18 protein-coding genes and 2 tRNA genes are annotated in these 25,957 nt (G+C 62.6%); 9 read left to right on the top strand and 11 right to left on the bottom strand.

The genetic code is table 11. The features are described from left to right. Positions 1-9 precede the first annotated feature (9 nt). The 5 genes from LQ232_RS20620 to hrpA form a co-directional block, all read right to left on the bottom strand. Positions 10-681 (bottom strand): hypothetical protein, encoded by a 672-nt coding sequence (locus LQ232_RS20620; protein WP_230182254.1) that lies wholly within the window; start codon positions 679-681, stop codon positions 10-12. Between the two features lie 125 nt (positions 682-806). Then, a tRNA-Arg gene (locus tag LQ232_RS20615) sits at positions 807-883 on the bottom strand. Between the two features lie 265 nt (positions 884-1,148). Continuing rightward, a tRNA-Pro gene (locus LQ232_RS20610) sits at positions 1,149-1,225 on the bottom strand. A gap of 42 nt (positions 1,226-1,267) precedes the next feature. Further along, positions 1,268-1,849: a DUF3617 family protein gene (locus LQ232_RS20605; protein ID WP_230182253.1), complete on the bottom strand. Its 582-nt coding sequence runs from the start codon at positions 1,847-1,849 to the stop codon at positions 1,268-1,270. A 157-nt stretch (positions 1,850-2,006) separates the two neighbouring features. Further along, positions 2,007-5,891 (bottom strand): ATP-dependent RNA helicase HrpA, encoded by a 3,885-nt coding sequence (gene hrpA, locus LQ232_RS20600; protein ID WP_371820331.1) that lies wholly within the window; start codon positions 5,889-5,891, stop codon positions 2,007-2,009. A 121-nt stretch (positions 5,892-6,012) separates the two neighbouring features. Here hrpA and argA point away from each other — a divergent pair, with 121 nt between their 5' ends. Next, positions 6,013-7,392 carry an amino-acid N-acetyltransferase gene (argA, locus tag LQ232_RS20595; protein WP_230182252.1) on the top strand — a complete coding sequence of 460 codons (1,380 nt, stop codon included), beginning with the start codon at positions 6,013-6,015 and terminating at the stop codon, positions 7,390-7,392. Here the strand turns inward: argA and LQ232_RS20590 are convergent. Further along, on the bottom strand, positions 7,385-8,110 hold the full coding sequence (locus LQ232_RS20590) for a hypothetical protein (RefSeq protein ID WP_230182251.1): 726 nt from the start codon (positions 8,108-8,110) through the stop codon (positions 7,385-7,387). The two genes, argA and LQ232_RS20590, sit on opposite strands and share 8 nt — an antisense overlap. 121 nt (positions 8,111-8,231) lie before the next feature. Here LQ232_RS20590 and LQ232_RS20585 point away from each other — a divergent pair, with 121 nt between their 5' ends. The 3 genes from LQ232_RS20585 (at position 8,232) to LQ232_RS20575 (ending at position 11,001) form a co-directional block, all read left to right on the top strand. Continuing rightward, positions 8,232-8,504 carry an oxidative damage protection protein gene (locus tag LQ232_RS20585; RefSeq protein WP_230182250.1) on the top strand — a complete coding sequence of 91 codons (273 nt, stop codon included), beginning with the start codon at positions 8,232-8,234 and terminating at the stop codon, positions 8,502-8,504. A 14-nt stretch (positions 8,505-8,518) separates the two neighbouring features. Next, positions 8,519-9,691, top strand: coding sequence for an SGNH/GDSL hydrolase family protein (locus tag LQ232_RS20580; protein ID WP_230182249.1), 1,173 nt, complete (start codon positions 8,519-8,521; stop codon positions 9,689-9,691). A gap of 158 nt (positions 9,692-9,849) precedes the next feature. Further along, positions 9,850-11,001, top strand: coding sequence for an SGNH/GDSL hydrolase family protein (locus LQ232_RS20575; protein ID WP_230182248.1), 1,152 nt, complete (start codon positions 9,850-9,852; stop codon positions 10,999-11,001). Between the two features lie 19 nt (positions 11,002-11,020). Here LQ232_RS20575 and LQ232_RS20570 read toward each other — a convergent pair whose 3' ends face one another. The 5 genes from LQ232_RS20570 to LQ232_RS20550 form a co-directional block, all read right to left on the bottom strand. Next, positions 11,021-11,977 (bottom strand): alpha-E domain-containing protein, encoded by a 957-nt coding sequence (locus LQ232_RS20570; RefSeq protein WP_230182247.1) that lies wholly within the window; start codon positions 11,975-11,977, stop codon positions 11,021-11,023. Positions 11,978-12,107: 130 nt separating this feature from the next. Then, positions 12,108-13,541 (bottom strand): circularly permuted type 2 ATP-grasp protein, encoded by a 1,434-nt coding sequence (locus LQ232_RS20565; RefSeq protein WP_230182246.1) that lies wholly within the window; start codon positions 13,539-13,541, stop codon positions 12,108-12,110. 137 nt (positions 13,542-13,678) lie between these two features. Then, positions 13,679-14,650, bottom strand: coding sequence for a transglutaminase family protein (locus LQ232_RS20560; protein WP_230182245.1), 972 nt, complete (start codon positions 14,648-14,650; stop codon positions 13,679-13,681). Continuing rightward, positions 14,647-17,256 (bottom strand): circularly permuted type 2 ATP-grasp protein, encoded by a 2,610-nt coding sequence (locus tag LQ232_RS20555; protein ID WP_230182244.1) that lies wholly within the window; start codon positions 17,254-17,256, stop codon positions 14,647-14,649. The genes LQ232_RS20560 and LQ232_RS20555 overlap by 4 nt, the downstream gene beginning before the upstream one ends. A 116-nt stretch (positions 17,257-17,372) precedes the next feature. Then, a complete protein-coding gene (locus LQ232_RS20550; protein WP_230182243.1) occupies positions 17,373-20,840 on the bottom strand; it encodes a DUF2126 domain-containing protein in 3,468 nt (1,155 codons plus the stop codon). Between the two features lie 249 nt (positions 20,841-21,089). On the opposite strand from LQ232_RS20550, the gene LQ232_RS20545 reads away from it, so the two are divergent. The 5 genes from LQ232_RS20545 to LQ232_RS20525 all read left to right on the top strand — a co-directional run bounded on the left by LQ232_RS20545 (position 21,090) and on the right by LQ232_RS20525 (position 25,944). Further along, a complete protein-coding gene (locus LQ232_RS20545; RefSeq protein ID WP_230182242.1) occupies positions 21,090-21,476 on the top strand; it encodes a hypothetical protein in 387 nt (128 codons plus the stop codon). A gap of 196 nt (positions 21,477-21,672) precedes the next feature. Continuing rightward, entirely contained in the window at positions 21,673-22,845 is a 1,173-nt protein-coding gene (locus LQ232_RS20540) for an efflux RND transporter periplasmic adaptor subunit (protein WP_230182241.1), read from the top strand. 18 nt (positions 22,846-22,863) lie between these two features. After that, entirely contained in the window at positions 22,864-23,577 is a 714-nt protein-coding gene (locus LQ232_RS20535; RefSeq protein ID WP_230182240.1) for an ABC transporter ATP-binding protein, read from the top strand. Positions 23,578-23,598: 21 nt separating this feature from the next. Beyond that, a complete protein-coding gene (locus tag LQ232_RS20530; protein ID WP_230182239.1) occupies positions 23,599-24,759 on the top strand; it encodes an FtsX-like permease family protein in 1,161 nt (386 codons plus the stop codon). Positions 24,760-24,774: 15 nt separating this feature from the next. Next, on the top strand, positions 24,775-25,944 hold the full coding sequence (locus tag LQ232_RS20525) for an ABC transporter permease (RefSeq protein WP_230182238.1): 1,170 nt from the start codon (positions 24,775-24,777) through the stop codon (positions 25,942-25,944). The last annotated feature ends 13 nt before the right edge of the window (positions 25,945-25,957 follow it).

Here is a 25,957-nt window from a genome sequence, read left to right as displayed (position 1 = left end):
CCGGCAGGCTCAGCCCGACGATGAACTGAGGGCAGCGGCCCTCAAGCTGCGGGTGGCCTGCGAGCACAAGCGCCCTACCGCATGGAGCTGGCCTTCTTCCAAGGGCTGGCCTGGCATGCGGATGGTCAAGCGCCCACGGTTGACAGTGATCACCATGATCAAGGCATCGGTCCACCAACTGGTGGCCGCGTCTTCAAGTGCCGCCAGCAAACTGTCGTCCAGCCAACGCCGGGCCACGGTTTCAGCGTTCGACAACACCACGAAACGCTTGGCCAAGACCAGCGGCTCGGTCAAGGTCACGCGCGGGTGCATGGGCAGCCAACGCATTTCATCAGGGAGCGAGTTGTCCACCTGGGTTTGCATGGCATTGGTGAAACTGCTGAACACTTCGGTCTCGAGCGTGTGCGCCAAGACTCGGCTTGTCACCAGGATCTGCACATCGGGCGAGAGCTTGGTTTCGCTGCGAAACCGCAGCTCTTTGCCGCGAATGTAGGAACGTTGCGAGGTGCCCCACTCGACGCGCCAATCTTCGTCCTCGGCCTGAACAACGTGACCGCCGCCGTCTTTGTCACGCACCGTTTTATAGGCATAGCCCTCGGCCTTGGCCCAGTTGGACAACACCTGCCCCTCGTCACCCTTGGAAGAGCCGGGGGCAATCATGCGCTTGATGGATGCAAACATGCTGGTCAGCGAAACGCCGGATGAGATTTGGAGAGGGCAAGAGGTACTGCGTCCATTCTGCATGGGTTCGCCTCCAGCGAATGACCATGTTTTCACCACCCAACGCGCCTCACCCACAAAAATACTGGCCTGTCCGGAGGGACTCGAACCCCCGACCTATTGCTTAGAAGGCAATTGCTCTATCCAGTTGAGCTACGGACAGCCAAGGCGCGATTTTACGGCTTGGAGGGGCACTTGCCCGACAGCAAGCAAGGATTGCGGCCAGAAGCTCGAATCAGGTGTGGCAATCATCCCGAAGCGATTTGAGCGAGTTACAAAACTTACCGAACCGCTGACCAACGTTTTGCATCGTGAGATGGTGAAGCGTGAATATGTCACGGGCCACCATTCAGGCTCAGCGCAACCAAATTGGATCGGCCATGAAAAAAGCCAGCAGATCATCAAGATCTGCTGGCTTGTTCAACTTTTGGTCGGGGCGGTGGGATTCGAACTCACGACCCTCTGCTCCCAAAGCAGATGCGCTACCAGGCTGCGCTACGCCCCGACAAGAATTCGATTATAGCCTGGAATCCGAGCGGTAAGCCCCTTATGGGCAAGTTTTCGACGTCAACGTGCTGGACATCGTTGTTTTCATCGTTACCAGGGTCTGAGCCGGGATTTGCAGGCCAGTCAGGATGGCATCGGGAAAGCGCCCCACGCCTTGCATGTTGGCCCACCAAGTCCAGCTGTTGGGAACCCGAACGGTGCCGCTCACATTGCCGGTGTAGGTGAAAGGATCGTCGCAACGGCCGGTAAAGGACACGGTGTCACCGACAAGTTCGCCAGATATCAGGGTGCAGCGAGGGTTCATTTTGGCGAACTTGTTGAACACCAGTCTGGGCGAAGTCAACGCTCCAGCCACCACCGGGGTCATGCAAACTGTGGCACTGCCTTGATTACCGATGGTACTCACGCTAACTTTGGCACCGGTCCGCAAATCGTTGGGCATGGCCTTGGCGACTTGGTTGGCGAACTGATTCATGACTACTGTCGAGTCCTTGCCATTGATTTGAACGCGGTAGTCGGATCTCCATGAGCCTGGCACGAGGCCGCCGGCATGCGCCTGGACCATAACACCCAACATCAACATCGACCCAGCGAGGGTCTTCACCAGAAAACGCTTTTGCACACTTCTATCCACAACGAACTCCAAACCAAAAATAAATGATGGGCACTGCACCCGACACGCGAATTCTGAGGCGGGGAAATTTTGGCGCCGCTTTGAACGTGACGAGGCGTAACGTTAGTCCGACTCTCGGTTACACACGGCGGTGAATCACGCCCCCTTAATTCGTGATTTGTGACCAGGTTTTCTCGAGCCGCTTGATGCTCACGGGCTGCGGGGTTCGCAGTTCCTGCGCAAAAAGACTGACTCGCAACTCTTCGAGAAGCCAGCGGAATTCATCGGTTCTGGCGTCCACCACGCCCTTGAGATCGGCGAGACGGCGCAGGTAGCGTTGTTCCAGCGGACGCAATTCAAGCAAACGCTGGGCATCGCGTGCCGGGTCTCCACGCAACTTGTCCAAGCGTAGTGTAATGGCCTTGAGGTAACGCGACATATGTTGCAATTGCGCATACGGCGTCAGCACCACAAAACGCTTTGGCATCAGGCGCTGGAGTTGCGAAGCGATGTCGTCCTGAACCTCTTTGGGCGGTTTGGTGTCCTTGAGCTTGCGCACGGCCGCTGCATAGTCCACCAGCACGGTGCCCGCCAGGCGCGCCACCTCTTGTGCGATGAGGTTCAGGCGTGGGCGCCCCTCCTCGATCCGGGCTTTGAAACTGGCGCCGTTGCTGGGCAAAGGGTCCAGCAGGAAAGCACGGTCCAGTGCCAGATCAATGATCTGCTCCCGCAGCTCGTCGGCGGCGCCCAGGCTCATGTAAGCCATGGCCATTTTTTGCAGGTCGGGGATGTTCTTTTCCAGGTATTTGAGCGGCTCCTTGATCTGCAAGGCGACCAGGCGGCGCAAGCCTGCCCGGTGCTTGAGGGCCGCCACCTCGGGCTCGTCAAAAACCTCGATCTCGACATGGCTGCCCTTGTCGATCAGGGCCGGAAAGCCGATCAAGGTGTGGCCGCCCCGCTGGATCTCCATCAGCTCGGGCAACTCGCCGAAGGACCAATCGGTCAGGGGTTGCGGCGGCTTGGCTTTCGCCACGGGGCTGGACGCGGAGGATGAGGCCCCGGCGGGAGCTTTACTGAAGCGAGCTTGGGGAGAAGCCGCTTCTTGCGTGCGCAAGGACTCGTCCACGCCCGACACCACCGACTGCGCTTTGAGTGCGGCCAAGGCCTGGAACGCACCGCGCGCTTCGTGCCCCAGATCCGCTTTGAGCGCGGCCAGGTTGCGGCCCAGGCCCAGTTGGCGGCCATGCTCGTCCACCACACGGTAGTTCATGAACAGGTGCGGCGAGAGCAGCTCCAGCTTGAAGTCGGCGCGCTTGATGTCCAGTTGGGTTTTGTCGCGCACCGCCTTGAGCAAGGCATCCAGCATCCCGCCTTGCGCGAAAGGGGTGGATTGCACGAAGGTTTCAGCGAAGTCGGGCAAAGGCACCAGCCGAGCGCGCGGCTTTTGGTGCAGGCTTTTCAGCAAGGCCAACACCTTGTCCTTGAGCATGCCGGGCACCAGCCATTCGCCACGGTCCTCACCGACCTGGTTGAGCGCGAAGATGGGCACGGTCACCGTCACGCCATCACGCGCGTCGCCAGGCTCGTGCAGGTAGGTGGTGGCGCAGTCGATGCCGCCCAGGCGGATGGTCTTGGGAAAGGCGCTGCTGGTGATGCCGGCGGCCTCGTGGCGCATCAGCTCTTCGCGCGTGAGGTGCAGCAGCTTGGGGTTCTCGCGGCTGGCGTGGCGGTACCAGCGCTCGAAGGTGGCACCTGACACGACCTCGGGCGGGATCTGCGCTTCGTAGAAGGCGGCGATCAGCTCATCATCGACCAGCACATCCTGCCGGCGCGACTTGTGTTCCAGCGCCTCGACCTGTGCAATCAGTTTGTGGTTGTGGGTCTGGAACGGCAAGCGCGTTTCCCACTCGCCATTGACCAGGGCCTCGCGGATGAAAATTTCGCGCGACAGCACCGGATCAACCAGGCCATAGTTGATCCGCTTGTTGCTGTAAATGACCAAGCCATATAGGGTGGCACGCTCCAGGGCGACGACCTCAGCGGCCTTCTTTTCCCAATGGGGCTCCAGCATCTGTTTTTTGAGCAGGTGCGCGCCCAATTGCGTCACCCAGGGCAGCTCGATGTTGGCGATGCCCCGGCCATAGAGCTTGGTGGTCTCGACCAGTTCGGCGGCCAGGATCCAGCGGCCGGGCTTCTTGGACAGGTTGGCGCCGGGGTGCTTCCAGAACTTGATGCCGCGCGCACCCAGGTACCAGTCTTCGTCTTCGCTCTTGAGGCCGATGTTGCCGAGCAGGCCGGACAACAAGGAGCAATGCACCTGCTCGTACGTGGCGGGGCTGCCGTTGAGGCGCCAGTTGTGCTCGGCCACCACGGTGTGCAGTTGCGTGTAGACGTCCTTCCACTCACGCACGCGGCGCGGGTTGATGAAGTTCTCGCGCAGCAGCTGCTCGTATTTGCGGTGGCTGAGCTTGTGCTGTTCAGGCGCGCCGGGTGCCTGGTGGCCATGGCCGCCGCGCGATTCGTCCAGCCACTTCCACAGCTTGAGCGTGCCCATGAACTCCGACTTCTCGTCGTCGAACTTCTTGTGCTTTTCGTCGGCCGCCTGCTGGTGCTCGATGGGGCGGTCGCGCACATCCTGCACGCTCAAGGACGAAGCGATGACCAGCATCTCGGCCAGGGCCTGGCGGTCCTTGGCCTCCAAGATCATGCGGCCCACGCGCGGGTCCAGCGGCAGGCGTGCCAGCGTCTGCCCAAGCGGCGTGATCTCGTTGGCGTCATCGACGGCGCCCAGTTCGTTGAGCAACTGGTAGCCGTCGGCAATCGCTTTGCGCAAGGGAGGCTCGATGAAGGGGAAGTCATCGACCAGGCCCAGGTGCAAGGACTTCATCCGCAGGATCACGCCCGCCAGCGAGCTGCGCAGGATCTCGGGGTCGGTGAACTTGGGCCGGCCGTTGAAATCCTTCTCGTCGTACAGGCGGATGCAGATGCCGTTGGCCACCCGGCCGCAACGCCCTGCCCGCTGGTTGGCCGACGATTGGCTGATCGGCTCGACCTGCAGTTGCTCGACCTTGTTGCGGAAGCTGTAGCGCTTGACGCGCGCCAGGCCTGCATCGATCACGTAGCGGATGCCCGGCACGGTCAGCGAAGTTTCAGCCACGTTGGTGGCCAGCACGATGCGCCGCGCGCCGCCAGTGCGGAAGACCTCGTCCTGCTCCTGCTGGCTCAGGCGCGCGAACAAGGGCAGGATGTTGGCCACCATGCGCTGGTTGGCGATGTGTTTGCGCAGTTGGTCGGCCGCTTCACGGATCTCGCGTTCGCCAGGCAGGAAGACGAGGATGTCGCCGCTACCTTCGCGCCACAGCTCGTCCACCGCATCGGTGATGGCTTCGTTCAAGCCGTAGTCGCGGCTGTCTTCAAAGGGGCGCCAGCGCTGCTCGACCGGGAACAGACGGCCGGAGACCATGATGACCGGCGCCGGGCCTTTGCTCGACGCGAAATGCTGCGCAAAGCGGTCGGCATCAATGGTGGCCGAGGTGACGATGATCTTCAGGTCGGGCCGGCGCGGCAGCAACTGGCGCAGGTAGCCCAGCAGGAAGTCGATGTTGAGGCTGCGCTCGTGGGCCTCGTCGATGATGATGGTGTCATAGGCGCGCAGGTCCGGGTCGGACTGAGTTTCGGCCAGCAGAATGCCGTCGGTCATCAGCTTGACGGAAGCGCCTGGTTGCAAGCGGTCCTGGAAGCGGACTTTGTAGCCCACCACCTCACCCAATGGCGTGTTCAGCTCTTCCGCAATGCGCTTGGCCACGCTGGACGCGGCGATGCGGCGCGGCTGCGTGTGCCCGATCTGCTGGGCGCGCTTGCCCGGCACGCGCAGCTGTCCCCACCCACCTCGCCCCATGCTCAGTGCAATCTTGGGCAGTTGCGTGGTCTTGCCCGAGCCGGTTTCACCACACACGATGATGACCTGGTGCTCGCGCAGCGCGGCCTCGATGTCGGCGCGTTTGCCGCTGACGGGCAGCGATTCAGGGAAGGTGATGGGCGGTAGGGACACGGGTGAGGCAATGCGGGGGGAATGCGAAGGGCCGCATTATCCCGCCACGGTCAAAAGCTGCGACCAGGCCCCTCAAAACCCGTAACATCGGGCCACCACCACCCTCACCTGCCGCTTTTTCATGGATCTGGTTTTTCCCCACACCTTCGTGCCCTGGTTCCGCTCGGTGGCACCACACATCCATGCGCACCGCGGCAAGACCTTCGTGGTGGGCCTGTCGGGCGAACTGATCGCCGCCGGCAAGCTTGAGAGCTTTGTGCAAGACCTGGCGCTGATGCACGCCATGGGCATCAAGATTGTGCTGGCGCATGGCTTCAGGCCTCAGCTCGAAGAGCAACTGCGCGCCAAGGGCCAGGAATCGAAATTCAGCCACGGCATGCGCATCACCGATTCCGTGGCGTTGGACTGCGCGCAAGAGGCCGCCGGCCAGTTGCGCTACGAGATCGAAGCCGCGTTTTCGCTGGGGCTGCCCAACACGCCGATGGCGGGCGCCTCGGTCAGCGTCATCTCGGGCAACTTCGTGACGGCCCGCCCCGTGGGCATCGTCGACGGTGTGGACTTCATGCACACCGGCCTGGTGCGCAAGATCGATGCGATGCCGGTGCGCCGCGCCATCGACACCGGCGCCATGGTCATGCTCTCGCCCTTCGGCTTTTCGCACACCGGCGAGGCCTTCAACCTGAGCATGGAAGACGTGGCCACCAGCGCCGCCATCGCCCTGCAGGCCGATAAGCTGATCTTCGTGACCGAGGTTCGCGGCATCCTTCAAAGCGTGGTGCAGGCACCCGACAAGGCGGTGGAACTGGAAGCCACGCAAAATAACGACGACGAGATCGATCAGGAACTGGCCCTGGCCGATGCCAAGCGCTTGGTCGCCACCCTTCCCAATCCCATGCAGCCCACCGACACGGCCTTTTACCTGCAACACGCGGTCAAGGCCAGCGAAGGCGGTGTCGAGCGCGTGCACATCATCCCCTTCAAGGTCGATGGCGCCTTGCTGATGGAGGTGTTCACGCACGATGGCGTGGGCACCATGATCGTCGACGAAAAACTGGAAAGCCTGCGCGAGGCCACGCCCGATGACGTCGGCGGCATCCTGCAACTGATCGAGCCTTTTGAGCAGGACGGCACCCTGGTCAAGCGCAGCCGCACCGAGATCGAACGCGACGTGGCGCAGTACACCGTGATCGAGCACGATGGCGTGATCTTTGGGTGTGCCGCCCTGCATGCCTATCCTGAATCAGGCACCGCCGAGATGGCGGCGCTGACGGTGTCACCCAATGTGCAAGGACAAGGCGACGGCGAGCGCATCCTCAAGCGCATCGAACAACGTGCGCGCGGCATGGGCATGTCCACCCTGTTTGTGCTGACCACGCGGACCATGCACTGGTTCATCAAGCGCGGCTTTGCCCCGGTCGATCCGGCCTGGTTGCCCGAGGCCCGCAAGCGCCATTACAAGTGGGACAGGCGCTCGCAGGTGCTGGTCAAACCCCTCAAGTAGGGCCGTCCAGGAAAGTCCTGAAACCTTCGGGGCAGCGGCCATGGCGGTTCACCACGGCATCGGGCAAGGCTTTGCCAGGTTGAAGATAGCGGTTGAGCTGGGTAGCCACTTCCAGATCGAGCCGCTTTTGCACCGCGTCGGTGATGCTGTCGCGAGTGACACCGCTGATGTCCTTCGACAAGCCCACGGACTGCTTCTGAGCCAAGCTGCTCAAGCTCAAGCGCGACTGGACCACACAAACGGGCCGCTGGGTTTTGTCGACCATGGCCACATAGGTGCCGCCAAACTGGGTGGTCAGGTTGGCCACCGGACCGACCGTGGCATCGCAATCATTGCCAGCGGACTGGCCGATTTTTCCGACGTGCGTGCCCGGCCCCAGCTTGCCGCCCACCCGCACCCGCAAAGGCCCCTCGTCGCCCTTTTGGCCGTGCACCAGCCAGATCGGTGTGCTCATGGTTTGCTTGAACAGCGAAAAGCTGTCGCTGTTGCAAGCCACGCTGCCCGGGCGATCGACGTTGACCTGGGTATCGGCCAGTTCGGCCTTGAGCAGACAACTCATGCCCAGTTCACCCGAATCCGCCACGGCCAAACCGCAGGTCTGATTCACAGACGCGGCGCGCTCCTGGGCGGGTTCCGATTTGGGCGCTGACGAACAGCCCGCCACCATGGCCATGCACATGCCCAGCATGCTCATGGCGATCCACGAATCACATTTCATCCAAAGTCTCCTGCTGCAAGCTCGTATCGTTCCATGAAAACACCCGAGTTTCGGGCCTTGAACAGACTCCGCCAATCCTCGTACCATTGGCACCCACCGATCTTTCCTGGAAATCCGACCCATGGCACGCACCATTCAATGCATCCACCTCAAAAAAGAAGCCGAAGGCATGGACTACGCGCCCTACCCTGGTGAGTTGGGCAAACGCATCTACAACGAGGTCAGCAAAGAGGCTTGGCAAATGTGGCTCAAGCACCAAACCATGCTGGTCAACGAAAACCGCCTGAACCTGGCCGATGCACGGGCACGCCAATACCTGGCTCGCCAGATGGAGCAGTTCTTCTTCGGTGGCGGCGGCGACCAGGTCCAAGGCTACGTGCCACCAGCCCAATAAGGGCCGACGACAACATGAAACGCATCACCAGCACCTTGGCCACCTGGATGTTCCCGGCGGCAACCTTGATGGCATCCACCAGTGCCTGCGCACAGCTTCAATTGCCGCCGCTGGCCTTGGCGCTCACGGGCCAAGCCAGCAGCATTGTGCTTACACCACAGACCGCCTACCTCGTCGGCGCCAGCCCGCTGATCTGGAACACCATCCTTGGCGCCTTTGGCCCCTCGGTGAAGCCCTATTCCGAAGGGCTGCGCATGCTGACGATCAAGCCAGCCCTGCGTTTGCGGCCCGTGCCCAGCGCACCCACGCCGCCCGCCACGGTGCTGGCCAATAGCTACACCCAGGCCATTTCGTTTGGCGACAGCATGAGCGACACGGGCAACCTGTATGAGAGCCTTGAGCATTACGGTGGCCGTGGCATGCCCGATGCCCCCAGCAAACGCGGGCGTTTTTCCGACGGTGTGGTGGTGATCGAGGCCATGGCCAATGCCTTGAACCTGCCATTGGTGAACTACGCCTTTGCCGGGGCCCGCTCGGGCAACAACAATCTGATGCCGGTTTATGGCATGCAACAAGGCATGCTCAAACAGATCCAGGATTTCCTGGACAACCAGTCGAGTGCCAAGGTGCCGGTGGATGCCAACGCCTTGTATGTCTTGTGGACTGGCCCGGATGATTTCTATGCCGATGGCAACATCTACAACAAGCTGACCGCATACCAGATCGCCAAGAACGTCAACGAGGGCATGAGCAAGCTGTACAGCCGTGGTGCCCGCCACTTCTTCGTGCCGCAGATGCCCGATCTGAGCATCACCCCTTCCGCGCACGACCACAACAAGGGCTTGGGCAACTACCTGGTGAACGCCAAGGCACGCAGCGCCGAATTTGCCGTCGTGCTGAACAACACCCTCAAGGCTTTTGCCAAGCAATATCCGCAGGCCCAAGTGCACACCTTTGACACCTACACCTACTCCCAGGTGCGCATGGTCCAAGCCGCGGCAGAGGGCAATAACGTGACGGAGCCTTGCTACACCCCGGTGTTCCCGGGCGTGCCAGGCCCTGTCTGCGCGAACCCCGACAAATACCTTTTCTGGGACGCCAACCACCCCACCGCGGCCGGTTCAACGGTCATTGGCACCGACTTCGCCAAATCTTTGGTGGAAACGGCGGCACTGCCCTCGCGGTAAGCAATTGCGCCGCTGGGCCCAGGTGCGGGAGCGCTGTTCCCCCCGCATTTGAGTGTCCGATTTTCATGACTGAGCGACATTGAAGTGGAAAAATAAATCACGAGCCTCGCTGCTCGTGGTTCGTTGAACACATCAAATCAACTCAGGAAGAAATCGACATGAAGATCAAACCAAGCGCACGGGCCTGGCTGTTTTCGGCCGCCCTGATGACCTCGTCCGCTGCCCAAGCCCAGCAAGTGCCTCCGGTGATTCTTGCCGCAGCGGGCCAAGTTGGCGGGGTCGCCCTCTCCCCCTTGACGATCTATGCCATCGGCTCGAATCCCTTGCTGTGGGGCAGCATCGCCAGCACTTTCGGACCAGAGATGAAGCCCTATGCGGAAGGGCTGCGCCTGCTCACCGTCCGTCAGCCCATCCACCTGCGGCCTGCACCGCTGGCGCCGGTACCCCCAGCAGAAGTGTTCCCCAACAGCTACACGCAAGCCATTTCATTCGGCGACAGCATGAGCGACACCGGCAACCTCCACGGAACCATCGAACAGTTTGGTGGACGCGGCATCCCCGCCGAGCCCAACCATCGGGGGCGCTTCTCCGATGGCGTGGTGGTGGTGGAGGCCATGAGCAATGCCCTGAACCTGCCCTTGGTGAACTACGCCTTTGCGGGCGCCCGCTCGGGAACCGACAACCTGGTGCCGGCCTACGCCATGCAGCAAGGCATGCTCAAGCAGATCCAGGACTTCCTGGCCAACCAGGCCAGCCCTGGTGCCCCGGTGGATGCCAACGCCCTGTACGTGTTGTGGACCGGACCCGACGATTTCTACGCCAACGGCAACATCTTCAACCCCGCCACCTCATCCCTGATCAGCAGCAACATCAACAAGGGCATGACCAGCCTGTATGCACGTGGCGCGCGGCATTTTTTCGTGCCATTGATGCCCGACCTGAGCATCACCCCTTCGGCCCATGCGCACAACAAGACATTGAGCAACTACCTGGCCAACGCCAAGGCACGCAGCGCCGAGTTTGCCGCCTTGCTGACCAGCACGCTCAAGGCATTCGCCAAGCAGTACCCGGATGCGGTGGTGCACACATTCGACACCTACACCTACTCCCAACAACGCATCGCGCAAGCCGCGGCCGAAGGCAACAACGTGACCGAGCCCTGCTACATCAGCATGACCGTGCCGGTTTGCACCGAGCCGCACAGGTACCTGTTCTGGGACACCAACCACCCCACCGCGGCGGGCTCGATGGTCATCGGCACCGACTTTGCAAAGTCGGTGGTGAACGACGCGCCCCTGCCCTCGCGCTGATCGCAAGGGAGCAGGGCGCTCACTCCGGCATCAGGAAATCGCGGCTGATGCCGTAACCCAGATCACCCACCCGGTCCAGGAACTGGGTGAGGTAGGCATGCAGGCCAGTGGCCAGGATCTCGTCAATGCGGCCATATTGCAGGTCGGCGCGCAGGCGGCCAGCGCGGCGCAGTGTGTCGTCGCTCTGGTCGTTGGCCACCGCCCGCAAATTGCTGACCACTTCGTTCATGCTGGCCAGCAGCGAGCGGGGCATGTCTGGACGCAAGATCAGCAACTCGGCCACTTTTTCAGGGCGGATCACGTTGCGGTAGACCTTGCGGTAGACCTCGAAGGCCGAGACGCTGCGCAGCACGGCGGACCAATGGTAGAAGTCGACCTCTTTCGTCTCGTTGCCCGCGCCCGACCCGAAGAACTCGGTGTCCAGACTGTGGAACTTGACGTCCAGCAAGCGGGCCGTGTTGTCCGAGCGTTCCAGGAAAGTGCCGATGCGCTGGAAGTGAAAAGACTCGTCTTGCAGCATGGTCCCCAGCGTCACGCCGCGCGACAGGTGCGATCGGAACTTCACCCATTCAAACAGCTCGGCCGGATCTTTCTTCAAGGCGCCGGTGCTGAGCAGGCGGTTGAACTCCAGCCAGGTCTGGTTGGTCGTTTCCCAGACTTCGGTGGTCAGGGCGCCACGCACCGCACGGGCGTTTTCGCGGGCCGCGCGCAGGCAACTCAGGATGCTGGAAGGGTTGTTGGCATCGCTGACCATGAAGCTCATGACATCGCGCGCGGTGATCTTGTCGAAGCGCTTCTGGTAGTCGTGGCTCAACTCGCTGATGCCCAGCAGGCCCTTCCAGCCCTGCATCGCCGCGGCCTCGGACTGCGGCAGCAAAGAGGTCTGGTAGTTGACGTCCAGCAGGCGAGCCGTGTTCTCGGCCCGCTCCATGTAGCGGGCCATCCAGAAAAGGTGGTCGGCGGTGCGAGAAAGCATTCGGGACTCCGTGTGTGGAGTGTGGAGATTCAGACGCGGTTCCAGCCGGTCGGCCGGGGTGCTGTCATCTGGTGGTTCGGGGGGTTGGCTTTGAGCGCGAGAGCCGTCGTAACGCATGGTGGGATCCTCCTCATGCTTCCAGAACCCATGTGTCCTTGGTGCCACCGCCTTGTGAGCTGTTGACGACCAGGGAGCCTTCCTTCAGGGCCACGCGGGTGAGCCCGCCCGGCACCATCTGAACCGTCTTGCCTGACAGCACGAAGGGCCGCAGGTCGATGTGGCGAGGCGCGATGCCCGACTCCACGAAGGTGGGGCAGGTGGACAGGGACAAGGTGGGCTGCCCGATGTAGTTGCTGGGGTTGGCCAGCAAGTGCTTGCGGAACTCTTCGATCTCGGCGGTGGTGGCGGCCGGGCCGACCAGCATGCCGTAGCCGCCCGCACCGTGGACTTCCTTGACGACCAGGTCCTTCAAGTTGTCGAGCACGTACTTGAGGTCGTTCTTGTCGCGGCCAAGGAAAGTCGGCACGTTTTGCAGAATCGGTTTCTCGCCCAGGTAGAACTCGATCATCTTGGGCACGTAGGGGTAGATCGATTTGTCATCGGCGATGCCGGTGCCGATGGCATTGGCCAGGGTGACGTTGCCCGCGCGGTAGGCGCGCATCAGGCCAGCCACGCCCAGGGTCGAATCCTTGCGGAAGACTTCCGGGTCCATGAAGTCATCGTCGACGCGGCGGTAGATGACGTCGACGCGTTGCGGGCCACGCGTGGTGCGCATGTAGACGAAGTCGTCCTTGACGAACATGTCCGCGCCTTCGACCAACTCGATGCCCATCTGCTGCGCCAGGAAGGCGTGCTCGAAGTAGGCCGAGTTGTGCATGCCCGGCGTGAGCACCACGGCGGTGGGCTCGTTGACCGAGGCCGGCGACACGGCGCGCAGGGTGTCCAGCAGCAGATCTGGATAGTGGGCGACCGGGGCGATGCGGTGTTCCGAGAACAGCTCGGGGAACAGGCGCATGGTCATCTTGCGGTTCTCGAGCATGTAGCTCACGCCACTGGGCACGCGCAGGTTGTCTTCGAGCACGTAATAGGTGCCCGAGCCATCGGGGTTGCAGGCCCGCACGATGTCGATGCCGGAGATGATCGAGTAGATGTCACCGGGCACATTCAGGCCCATCATCTCGGGCCGGAACTGTGCATTCTTGAGAACCGGTTCGGACGGGATGATGCCGGCCTTGAGGATTTCCTGGTCGTGGTAGATGTCGTGCAGGAAACGGTTCAGGGCGGTCACGCGTTGGCGCAAGCCCTTTTCCATGTCGCGCCATTCCTGCGCAGGGATGATCCGGGGGATCAGATCGAAGGGGATCAGGCGCTCATTGCCAGCACCGGTTTCGTCCTTGTCGCCATACACCGCGAAGGTGATGCCGACCCGGCGGAAAATCATCTCGGCCTCTTCGCGGCGTGAGCGCATCACGTCGCGGGGCTGTTTGGCCAACCAGCGGTCATAGACCTGGTAATGGTCGCGCACTTGGGCGCTGTTGACGTGCATTTCGTCGAAGAATCTCATTGACATCGTCCCGTCAGGGAGTCCCTTGAAAACAGCGGTCTGACAAAGCAATGCATGGAGTGTGCCAACCCCATGTAAGCGGGGGCAGGCATGGCACAGCTTTCGGGCACGCCGCCATCAATCAGTGCAATATCGGTCTATTGTGGTGCTTGCGTCAACTTTTTGACGCCGTCCTTGACCAGGCGCGTGGTGACACGCACCAACAAGGTGTGTTTTCCGCCACCGCGGATGACGCCCCGCAGTGGCGTCACATCACCAAAATCGCGGCCATGTGCCACCCTCACGTGGTGCGTGTCGGGCACGCAATCGTTGGTGGGGTCCAGATCAAGCCAGCCTCCGGCGGGCAGCCCCAAGCCGGGGCACCAAACGCTGACCCAGGCGTGCGAGGCGTCGGCGCCCACCAGTGGCACTTGCCCTTCCGGCGGCACGGTCAACAAATAGCCACTGACGTAGCGACCGGCCAGCCCACAGGCCCGCAAGCATCCGAGCATGAGGTGGGCAAAGTCCTGGCAGACCCCTTTGCGTTGATTGAACACCGCCAGGATCGGCGTGGAGATGTCGGTGGACGCGGGTGCGTAGGTGAAGTCCGTGTGGATGCGGTTCATCAGCTCGATGACGGCTTCGGCCAATGGGCGGTCGTCTTTCAGAGACTGGGCGCCGTAGTCGCGCAGCTCGTCGTGCATGGGCACGTAAGGAGAGGCGTAGGCGAATTCACTGGCGCTCTGGAAAGGGGCCTCGGCGCGGTAGGTGAGCAGTTCGCGCACTTCGCCACAAGTGGCGCCCAAGGCAGGGTCCAGGCCGTGGTAGCGGGCCTTCACCTGCACTTGGCTGCGCGCCACCACTTGAAGCTCCTTGTGGGCCGCGTTGAGGGCGAAATAGGCGCGGCTGTTGCCAAAGGCATCACGGCGTGTGCTGTGCTGGGCGGGCAAGGGGCTGACGCTCATCTCGAACTGCTCGAGCACCTGGCCCTCGTCCGACAAGGGGCGCAGGCAGGCGATGTGCTGGGCCATGTCCACGGCGCGCGCATAGCGGTAAAGCGTCTCGTGCTCGACGGTCAGGCGCTGGGAAGATGCGGCGGGCTCGGCGGGTGCGGTCAAGTCGGTGGTCACGCGCTCACCATCTGTTCGGTCGGCTCTGAATGGGCAAAGTAGCGCCGACCCAGCTCATCCGACAAAAGCCAGCCTGCGTGCATCAGCCGTTGCGTCAAAGCCTGCAAGGCGGCGTTGCCCAACTCTGGCTCACACAACTCTTCCAAGGTGACACCCACCCCCTCCTGCGGCAACAAGGCCAGCAGGTCTTCCTTGGGGCCTGCGCGCTCCGGCAGCTTGCCCAACTCCGTGCGCAAGCGGCGCAGCACGCAGGCCAGCGAGCGCGGGTTGGTTTCGTCAATCACCAGCATGGCCAGCAAAGCTGGCAATTCCAGGCGACGCTGGAAGCGCGCACGGAAGGTGATGGCACTGTCGAACAGCATCAGCAGCAAGTCAAAACCTTGCGGCGTGTGCATGGCTTCACGCTGCCAGAACGCTTGGAGGATGCCGGCATAACTGACCAGGCGCTCCAGCAGGCGCCCCACGGTCAGCAGGCGCCAGCCGGCATCTCGCGTCATGCGGTCGGTTTGCGAGCCGGTGACGGCCGCCAATTGCATGGCGAGGTAGTCCAGGGCTTCGTGCGCGTGGACGAGATCGGGCAGGCTGTCCGCACCGTCCTCGTCCTCGTCTTCGAGGTCAGGCTGGTCATCGTCCTCGGGGCCCGACAATCGTTGCCGGAAGTTGTCACCCAGGCCGCGCAGAAGGCGCCAATGCTCTGGTGAGAGGCGTTCGCGCAACGCTTGGGCAGATCGCTCCAGCGCTCCCAGGTTGTAGGCCAGGCTGTAGGCGCCCTGCTCGGCCCTGGCATCGCCCAGTGCCTCGACGGTGGCACGCTCGAACACGCGCGGCGACTTGGTCAGACTGGGCGTACCGTCGGGTACCAGGCCATTGACGCGGGCCAGGTCGGACAAGGCCTCCAGCACGGCGGGATCGGTCTCGTCGTCATCGGCCAGCACACTGGACAGGCTTTGCACCACCCTGAGCTGGAACTCGGTGCGCTCGGTGTAGCGCCCCATCCAGAACAGGCTTTCGCCCATGCGGCTGGCCACTGGGCGCTGACGCTGAACCAGGTCTTCCACGTTCAGCGACTGGTGCAGCATCGAGAAGGTGTCCACGGGGCCATCGGTCATGACCCAGGTATCCAGGCTGCTGCCCCCCAATTGCATGGACACAGGCCCCGAGTCGCGGGTGGCGATGCGGGTCATGCCACCGGGCAGCACCTGCCAGCCACCTTTGCCATCGGCCAGCGCATAGACGCGCAAAGACGCACCGCGCATGCTGCATTGCCCGTGCGACCACACCGGCAACTGTGCATAGGGCACGAAGTTCTGCAAGGTGTACGCGGCGCGGTCACGCTCGATGCGCGCGGCCCAGCTCTTGAGCGCAGCGGGGTTCAGGCTGGGGCCCACAACGGCCTCGAACGGCACGCTGCCAAACGGATAGGTGGGCCGGATGACTTGCTCGCCCAGGTCGGCCTTGACGTCTTGCCAGGCCGCGTTTTCACCGCACCACCAGGTGGGCAGGGAGGGCAGCATCAACTCCTTGCCCAGCAGGTGGCGCGACAAGGCAGGCAGGAAGCCATGCACCGCCGGCGACTCCAGGAAACCGGTGCCCAGGGCATTGGCCATGACCACATTGCCGGCCCGCACAGCCTGCATCAAACCCGGCACGCCCAGGGTGGAGTCGCTGCGCAGTTCAAGGGGATCACAGTAGTCATCGTCCAGACGGCGCAGCAGACCGTGGATCGGCTCCAGACCCTGCACAGTCTTGAGGTAAAGGCGCTCATCGCGCACGGTCAGGTCGCCACCTTCCACCAGGGGCAGGCCCAGGTAGCGCGCCAGGTAGGCGTGCTCGAAATAGGTTTCGTTGTAAGGGCCTGGGGTCAGGAGGGCCAGGCGTGGTGACTGGCCATTGGCACAAGGCGCAGCCAGGGTCTGCAAGGTCTCGAGCAGGCGCCGGAAACCACTGGCCAGGTGCTGCACGCTCATGGCGCGGAAAGCATCGGGGAACAAACGCGAGACGATCAGGCGGTTCTGCATGACGTAGCCCAGGCCCGATGGAGCCTCTGTGCGCTGAGACACCACCCACCAGGCGCCATCAGGCGCGCGGACCATGTCAAACGCCACGACGTGCAGGTACACGCCGCCCAGCGGCTTGACACCATGCAGACCCCGCAGATAGCCAGGGTGTCCCAACACAAGCGCCGCTGGCAAGTACGCATCCTTGAGCAGCTTCTGTTCGCCATACACGTCGGCCGCGATCTGGTTGAGCAGATTGGCGCGCTGGGCCGCGCCTTGCTCGATCAAGCGCCAATCTTCAGCCTCGATCAACCGCGGCAGAACCTCAAGCGACCAGGGCCGCGAAGACCCACCCTGCGCGCTGTAGATGTTGTAGGTGACGCCGTCTTCCTGGATCTGCCGGGCCAGCAAGGCCTGCCGCTGCCCCAGGTCATCCAGCGAACCGCCAAGGTGTTCGGCGAATGCTTCCCAGCCTGGGCGAAGCTGGCCCTCGGCGTCGCGAAGGTCGTCATAGTGCCCGGGCTCTACCGGCCGCGATCGACGCAGCAAGGCCTCAGCGGCAGTTGGCTGATCCGGGTCATCGTCAAACAACTGCAAGGAGGATGGCATCGGGGGGCAATGAAATGGGCAGCTTGGCGCGATATGCCCGTATTGTCAAAGAGGCATGCAAGTTTTTGACCAAGGGTTAGCCAAAAGTTCGCAGGCCGCCCCACCAGGTTTTGCCATCAAACCCCGCCGATCTTGGCTGTGCGCAGGTCCAGCGTCAGCGGGTGCTCGATGCCCGGCTTGAGCGGTTTGACCGACATCACGCCCGGCGTGTGCCCCATGCGGAAAAAGCGCGACAAGCGCCGGCTTTCGGCCTCGTAGGCATTGACCGGGAAGGTGTCGTAATTGCGCCCACCCGGGTGTGCCACATGGTACTGGCACCCGCCCAGCGAACGCTTTTGCCAGCTGTCGACCAGGTCGATGGTCAGCGGGGCATCGGCGCCGATGGTGGGGTGCAGACACGACGGCGGCTGCCAGGCGCGGTAACGAACCCCGGCAACGTATTCACCGACGCGCCCAGTGGGATGCAGCGGCAGGATGTGGCCATTGACGGTGACCACATGCCGGTTGCCATTCAGGCCTGTGACGCGCACTTCCAGCCGCTCCAGCGACGAATCGACGTAGCGCACCGTGCCACCTGGCGAGCCCTCTTCGCCCATCACGTGCCAGGGCTCCAGCGCCGTGCGGACTGTCATGCGCGCACCGCCAGCCGCCACCTCGCCCACATAGGGGAAGCGGAACTCGAAATGCGGTGCGAACCAGGTTGGATCGAAGTTGAACCCCGCTTGCGACAGTTCGGTCAGCACATCGTCAAAGTCTTGCTCGACGAAACTGGGCAGCAGGAAACGATCGTGCAAGCCGGTGCCCCAACGCGTCAGCCGCTGGGCACCATGGCCTTTGTACGGCTCGCGCCAGAACCAGGCCACCAGCGCGCGCAACAACAATTGCTGGACCAGGCTCATGTGGGCATGCGGCGGCATTTCAAATGCGCGCAACTCCAGCAAGCCGAGGCGACCAGTGGGGCCGTCGGGCGAATAGAGCTTGTCGATGCAGAACTCACTGCGGTGCGTGTTGCCCGTCGCATCGATCAGCAGGTTGCGCAGCGCACGGTCAATCAGCCAAGGCGGGCAGTGCCCCCAGACCTCGACCTGGCGCTCGATCTCGCGCATGCCGATCTCGACTTCATAGACCTGGTCGGTGCGCGCCTCGTCCACACGCGGCGCCTGGCTGGTGGGCCCGATGAACATGCCCGAGAACATGTAGGACAGCGACGGGTGGTTGTGCCAGAAGGTCAGCAGGCTGGGGATCAGGTCGGGCCGGCGCAAGAAAGGGCTGTCGGATGGCGTGGCGCCGCCCAGCACGAAGTGGTTACCGCCGCCGGTACCCGTGTGGCGGCCATCGACCATGAACTTCTCGGTCGACAGGCGCGTTTCATGCGCGGCCTGGTACAGGAACTCGGTGTGATCGACCAGTTGCGCCCAGCTTGAGGCCGGGTGGATGTTGACCTCGATCACGCCCGGATCAGGCGTGACCTGCAGCATGGTCAAACGGGCATCGCGTGGCGGCGGGTAGCCTTCCAGCACGATCTGCATGCCCAGGTCGGTGGCCGTGGCTTCCACTGCGGCCAGCAGATCGAGGTAGTCGTCCAGCACCGTCAAAGGCGGCATGAAGACGTACATCACGCCACCGCCCTGGCCTTGCGCTTCCACCTTCGGGCCATTGCTGCGGTCAGGGTTGCGCACCTCGACGCACAAGGCCGTGCGCGTGACCCAATGCGCGGACTCGAAGCGGTTGGGCGCGCGGCCCGGGTCGCCCGTGATCGTCAAGCCATGGCCACCGCCATCGCCCGCGGTGGCACCGGCACCCAAGCCCAGCTCGCTCCGGGTGGGCAGCCCGGCATCCACCTGCATCTGGTGGCGCGCGTACTGTGCCTTCAGTAGCGCAGCCGGCGCCAGGGCGGGCTGGGGCGCAAAGGGATCGTGTTCATACGTGTAAGGATATTGCTCGGCCGACACCCAGGGCAGCGAATCCAGCGGCAGGCGATAGCCCATGGGCGAATCCCCCGGGACCAGGTACATGCGCCCATCGCGGAAGAACCACGGGCCGCTGATCCAGCGCGGCGCATCGATCATCGCGGCGGATTCGCGCTTGAGCGGCAGCACATAGCCCACCGTCTTGTCCAGGCCATAGTCGAACACGCGGCGCAGGCGCAGGCGCTCCATCTCGTCTTCCAGGCGCGTGTCGAAAGGATCGACATTGATGGGCAAGCGACGCTCGCGCCACATGTAGTACCAGGCGTCCTCATAGCCCGGCAGGATGTGCTTGGTGCCCACGCCCAATTTGGCCGCCAAGGTCTCGACGAACAACTTGGCATCGTCGCTGTTGTAGCTCACGCCGTTCTGTTCGTCGGCGAACAGGCTGGGATCGTGCCAGCAAGGCTCGCCATCGGTGCGCCAGAAGATGGACAAGGCCCAGCGCGGCAACTGCTCGCCCGGGTACCACTTGCCCTGGCCAAAGTGAAGGAAGCCCCCCTTGCCATAACGCTCGCGCAGCTTGTGCACCAGCGTCGTGGCCAGGCCCCGCTTGGTGGGGCCCATGGCGGTGGTGTTCCACTCTTCGCCCTCGCGGTCATCGACCGACACAAAGGTGGGCTCGCCGCCCATGGTCAGGCGCACATCGCTGCTCTTGAGCTCTTGGTCCACCGCATGGCCCAAGGTGTCGATGGCTTGCCATTGCTCCGGCGTGTAGGGCTTGGTGACCCGTGGCGATTCGTAGATGCGCGTGACGCTCATCTCGTGGCTGAAGCTCACTTCGCACTCGTCCACCGCGCCACTGACGGGTGCGGCGGTGGTGGGTTCGGGCGTGCAAGCCACCGGTATGTGGCCTTCACCAGCCATCAAGCCCGAAGTGGGGTCCAATCCGATCCACCCCGCGCCGGGCAGGAAGACCTCACACCAGGCGTGCAGGTCGGTGAAATCGACGTCGGTGCCCGAAGGGCCGTCCAGCGCGGCCACGTCGGCCTTGAGCTGGATCAGGTAGCCGGACACAAAGCGCGCGGCCAGGCCCAGGTGGCGCAAGGTCTGCACCAGCAGCCAGCCCGTGTCACGGCATGAGCCGGATTTCAAGGCCAGCGTCTGCTCGGGCGTCTGCACGCCCGGCTCCATGCGGATGGTGTAGCTGATGTCGCCTTGCAAACGCTGGTTCAAGCCCACCAGGAAATCGATGGTGCGAACCGTTTTGAGGTCGATGCTCTCCACGAACTTCTGAAAGAGCGGCGTGGCGGGGTCTTTGACCAGGTAGGGCGCCAGATCGTGCTTGAGGCCCGCCTCATAAGCAAAGGGGAAGTTCTCGGCTTCGGGCTCCAGGAAAAAATCGAAGGGGTTGTAGACCGCCATCTCGGCGACCAGGTCCACCGTGATCTTGAACTCTTGCGTCTGCTCAGGAAACACCAACCGGGCCAGGTGGTTGGAAAACGGATCCTGCATCCAGTTGACAAAATGATTGGCGGGCTCGACCTTCAGGGAATAGGACAGGATGCGGGTTCGGCAGTGGGGGGCTGGGCGCAAACGCACCACTTGGGGAGACAGATTGACCAGGCGGTCGTAGGTGTAATGTGTGACGTGATTAAGGGCGACGTGAATGGACACACTGATCTCCGGAAAGGACTGGCCTGCACCAGTGTGCAGGCGTCTGTGTGACACCAGCAAGTTATGGGCCACGATGGTGCACATTTTGTGCCCTGGACCGCATGGCCCATCATGCCCCGTGAACTCCGCCCGAACACGCATCCCTTGATCAAGCGACCACGCAATCCCCTAGGGTAGGCCGAAGCCCCGTGCCGTAGACTCGCATCAGCCTTTGAAACACCCCAACTCACACGGTTTCAGCGCCAAGCGATGACGCAAAACTTCATCACCTTTGAGCACCCTCGAACGGGCATCACGCGCACTGTGCCTGTCGGCTTCAACTGGCGCCTGCTGCAGTTTGGCGCCCTGCTGCCGATGTACCAGCGCGAATGGAAGCTGTGCCTGTTGGTCGTCGTCGGTGGCGTGCTGACCTTCAGCGTCAGCAACGTGCTGCTGGCTTTCTTCTACAACAAGCTCTATGTGCGCTCGCTGATCGCCGCCGGATTCCTCGCCAGGGGCACCGAAGAAGGGTGCATCGCCGAGGTCGAAGCCCATCTGGGCCTGAGTTTGCCGCGTCACCTGCCATCGGACGAAACCCCGTCCTTTGTCGCCCACCGAATCCAGAAGCACACCTCAGAACCAGTGCACGCCCAGTAGAAAAAACACATTCCAAAGCATTTGTCCACCCAGGAAACCCGCAGCCCCATCGATTCGAGGGCCGGCACAACGATTAGCGTTATGGATCACAGGACAGTGCAAAATCGCCTTCTTTACCCGTTGCAACACCATGACTGATGTACCCGTCCCTTCGGCCCTGTCCAAACTCAAGATTGATAGAGGTGTTCAAGCTTCGGTGAAAAAGAAGAAAAGCATCCTGCCCTGGGTGCTGGTGGGGGCTGTCGTGCTTGGCGTCGCCGCTTATTTCCTGGTGCCACGCACCGCTGAAGTCGCCACCACCACCGTGGTGCTGAGCACGCCTTCGCAGCAGTACGTTCAACTGACCGCCTCCGGCTACGTCGTGGCCCAGCGCCGCGCCGCCGTGGCCTCCAAGGCCTCCGGCCGCCTGATCGAACTCAATGTGCGCGAAGGCTCGCACGTCAAGAAGGGCGACTTGCTGGCCCGCCTGGACGCCAGTGACATCAAGGCCGGCATCCTGGGTGCTGAAGCCGCCGTTCACCAGGCCGAGGCCAACCTCGAGCAATCGAACGTCCAGCTGATCAATGCGCGAGCCGAGACCGCCCGCGCTCGTGGCCTGGAAGCCCAAGGCTTCCTCTCGCCCCAATCGGTTGAAACCACCGTGAGCCGCAACAAAGCCGCCTTTGCCGCGGTGTCCGCTGCCAAAGCCGCGCTGGAACAGGCCCGGGCCCAGGTCAAAGTGCAGGCCGTCGGCCTGGACTACACCGAGATCCGCGCGCCCTTTGATGGCGTCGTGCTGGTCAAGAACGCCAACGTGGGAGACATCATCACGCCCATGTCCAGCGCTGCAGGCGCTCAAGGCGCCGTGGTCACCATGGCCGACATGAGCACCCTGGAAGTCGAGGCCGATGTGTCCGAGGGCAACCTGTCCAAGACCAAGGTGGGCCAGCCCGTCGAGATCACCCTGGACGCCCTGCCCTCTGTGCGCTTCCGCGGCCACGTGTCAGGCATCGTGCCCACGGTTGACCGCGCCAAAGCCACCGTCATGACCAAGATCCGTTTTGACAAGCTGGACCCCCGCATCCTGCCCGAGATGAGCGCCAAGGTGAGCTTCCTGTCGCAGGACATCAATGACGCCGACCAGCAACCCGTGCTGGCCGTGGCCAACGCGGCCATCGTCGGCAAGGACGGCGCCAACGTGGTCTACCGCGTCAAGGCTGGCGATGCCGGCGGCGCCTCCACCGTTGAAGAGTTGAGCGTGCGCCCCGGCCGCAAGCTGGGCGATCTGCGCGAGATCGCCGGTGGCGTCAAAGCTGGCGACAAGCTGGTCACCAACCCGCCTGCCCGCCTCAAAGACGGCTCGCGCGTCAGCTTTGGCACCTTGAACTGAACAGCACCGCGAGCCCCCATGAGCGATACCGCAGCGCGCGATCCAGTCATCCGCATCGACCACCTGACCAAAACCTACACACGCGGCGGCCAGCCCATTCCCGTCCTGATGGACATCAATCTGGAAGTGGCCCAGGCTGAGTTCGTGTCACTGATGGGCCCCAGCGGCTCGGGCAAAAGCACCCTGCTCAACTTGATCGCCGGCATTGACCAGCCCAGCTCGGGCACCATCAAGATCAACGGCGTGGACATCGCGACGCTGGACGAAAGCGCCCTGGCAGATTGGCGTGCCGCCAACGTGGGCTTCATCTTCCAGTTCTACAACCTCATGCCGGTGCTCACCGCCTATGAGAACGTCGAGCTGCCCCTGCTGCTGACCAACCTCAGCCGCCGCGAGCGCAAGCATCATGTCGAGGCCTGCCTGGCCATGGTGAAGCTGGCCGACCGCATGGACCACTACCCCAACGAATTGTCCGGCGGGCAGCAGCAGCGCGTGGCCATTGCCCGAGCCCTGGTGACCGACCCGACGCTGATCGTGGCCGACGAGCCCACCGGTGACTTGGACCGCGCCACCGGCGAAGAAGTCCTCAAGCTGATGGACGAGTTGCACCGCGATCTGGGCAAGACCATCGTCATGGTGACCCACGACCCGAAAGCCGCCTCGCGCGCCAGTCGCATGATCCACCTTGAAAAAGGCGTGCTGGTGACCGACCCCGGCGCCAGCGGGCACTGAGCACAAGAGGTCAAGTAGTCCATGTTCCTCTTCAAGTTGCTGCTGAAAAACGCCTTCAGGCACAAACTGCGCACGCTGTTGACCATGGTCGGGCTGATCGTGTCGATCAGCGCCTTCGGCTTGCTCAGGACCATCGTGGATGCCTGGTATGCCGGCGCGGACGGCACGTCGAACACGCGCCTGATCACCCGCAGCGCCATCTCCTTGGTCTACCCGCTGCCGCTGTACTACGCCGAGCGCATCAAGAAAATTGAAGGCGTTGCCGGTGTGACGTGGGTCAACTGGTTCGGCGGCATCTACATAGATCGGCGTAATTTCTTTGCACGCATGGCGGTCGACGGTGAGAGCTATTTCAAAATCTTCCCTGAATTCATCGTGAATGATGAAGAAAAGGCGGCCTTCATGGCCGACCGGCAAGGCGTGATCCTGGGACGCAAAACAGCCCAACGATTTGGCTGGCACGTCGGCGACACCATCCCCTTGAGCGGCACGATTTACCCGGGCAATTGGACATTCAACATCCGCGGTATCTACACGGTCAAGGATGCCCGCGCCGACGAAACCCTCATGCTCATGCACTGGAGCCTGCTTGACGAAAGCGTGCGCAAGCGCCTGGGCTCGAACGCCGCCAACCAGGTCGGCCTGCTCATGGTCAACATCAAGGAACCGGGCAAGGCCTCGGCGATCTCGCGCGAGATCGATGCCCTGTTCAAAAACTCCGTGGCCGAGACTCGCACGGAAACCGAGAAGGCCTTCCAGTTGGGCGTGGTGTCCATGAGTCAGGCCATCCTGATGGCCATCCGGGCCGTGAGCTTCGTCGTCATCCTGATCATCATGGCCGTGATGGCCAACACCATGACCATGACAGCCCGAGAACGCCTGGCCGAATACGCCACGCTCAAGGCCCTGGGCTTTTCACCTGCCTTTGTGGTCAAGCTGCTGTTTGGCGAAAGCATGCTGATCGCGCTCATTGGAGGCGCCATCGGCATTGGCATGACCTTCCCGCTGGCCCAGGGATTTCTGCTGCAAACCAATAACGTGTTCAAAATTTTCGAAATTTCGCAGACCACGATGGTCTATCAGGGCATCGCGGCCTTGTTCGTCGGGATGATTGCGGCGGCTTGGCCGGCTTGGAAAATGTCCCGCATCGACATCGTCCAAGGATTGCGCCATGTGGCGTGACTGGACCGCAGCCCGATGAGAGCCATTCCTCTGTCCTACGTGATCCGCAACCTTTGGGTACGCCGCGTTACCACCATCTTGACGGCCGGCGGGATGTCGCTGGTCGTGTTCGTGTTCGCCACCGTGCTAATGATGACCGAGGGCATCAACGAAACCATGGTCGCCACCGGCCAGCCTGACAATGTGATCGTGTTGCGCAAGGGCTCCGGGTCAGAGATCAACTCGGCCATTCTGCGACCACAAGCCATCAACCTGGAAGCGCTGCCAGGCATCACCACCGACGGCCAAGGCCGACGCCAGGTGGCACGCGAAGCGGTCGTGCTCAACAACCTGCCCAAACGGGACTCCGAAGACATGGCCAACGTGACCATGCGCGGCACCTCGGACATCGGCCTGGCCATTCGTCCCCAGGTCAGAATCGCGCAAGGGCGCATGTTCCGCCCCGGCACCACCGAGATCCTCGTCGGACAGGCCGTGACCAGAGGTTTTGCCAACACCGGCCTGGGTGACACCCTCGTGATGGCGGGCCGCGAATGGACCGTGGTGGGCATTTTCGATGCCAAACGCAGCGGCTTTGACTCCGAAATCTGGGGCGACACCGACCAGGTCATGCAGTCGTTCCGCCGCGCGGTCTACTCCGCCATTGTCTTCAAGCTCACCAACATCGAAGCTTTCGGCACGGTGGTCAAGGCGATTGCCGACGACCCGCAACTGCAGCTTGACGTGAAACTGGAACAGCGCTTCTATGCCGAGCAATCCGAGGGCATGACCCGGTTCATCAAGGTGCTGGGCCTGTCCTTGTCGGTGATCTTCTCGATCGGGGCCATCGTCGGCGCGATGATCACGATGTTCGCGGCCGTGGCGTCGCGCATTGGCGAGATCGGCACCCTCCGTGCTTTGGGTTTCAGGCGCGAGGCCGTGCTCATCGCCTTCCTTGGCGAAGCCTTGAGCCTGGCGATCGCAGGTGGACTGCTGGGCCTGCTCGGCGCCTCGCTGATGCAGACTGTCAACATCTCCACGCTGAACATGACCACGTTTTCCGAGTTGGCTTTTCGCTTCAAATTGACCTGGATCGTCGCGGCGCAGACCATGGGTTTTGCCGTGCTGATGGGTTTTCTGGGTGGCTTTGTGCCGGCCTGGCGAGCCGGCCAGCTCAGCATCATTGAATGCCTGCGGCAGGCTTGAGTTCCGCGAGCGA

It is taken from the genome of Aquabacterium sp. CECT 9606, assembly GCF_918741295.1.
In the GTDB taxonomy this organism is placed as follows: domain Bacteria; phylum Pseudomonadota; class Gammaproteobacteria; order Burkholderiales; family Burkholderiaceae_C; genus Aquabacterium.
This window is presented reverse-complemented; position numbering and strand designations above follow the sequence as displayed.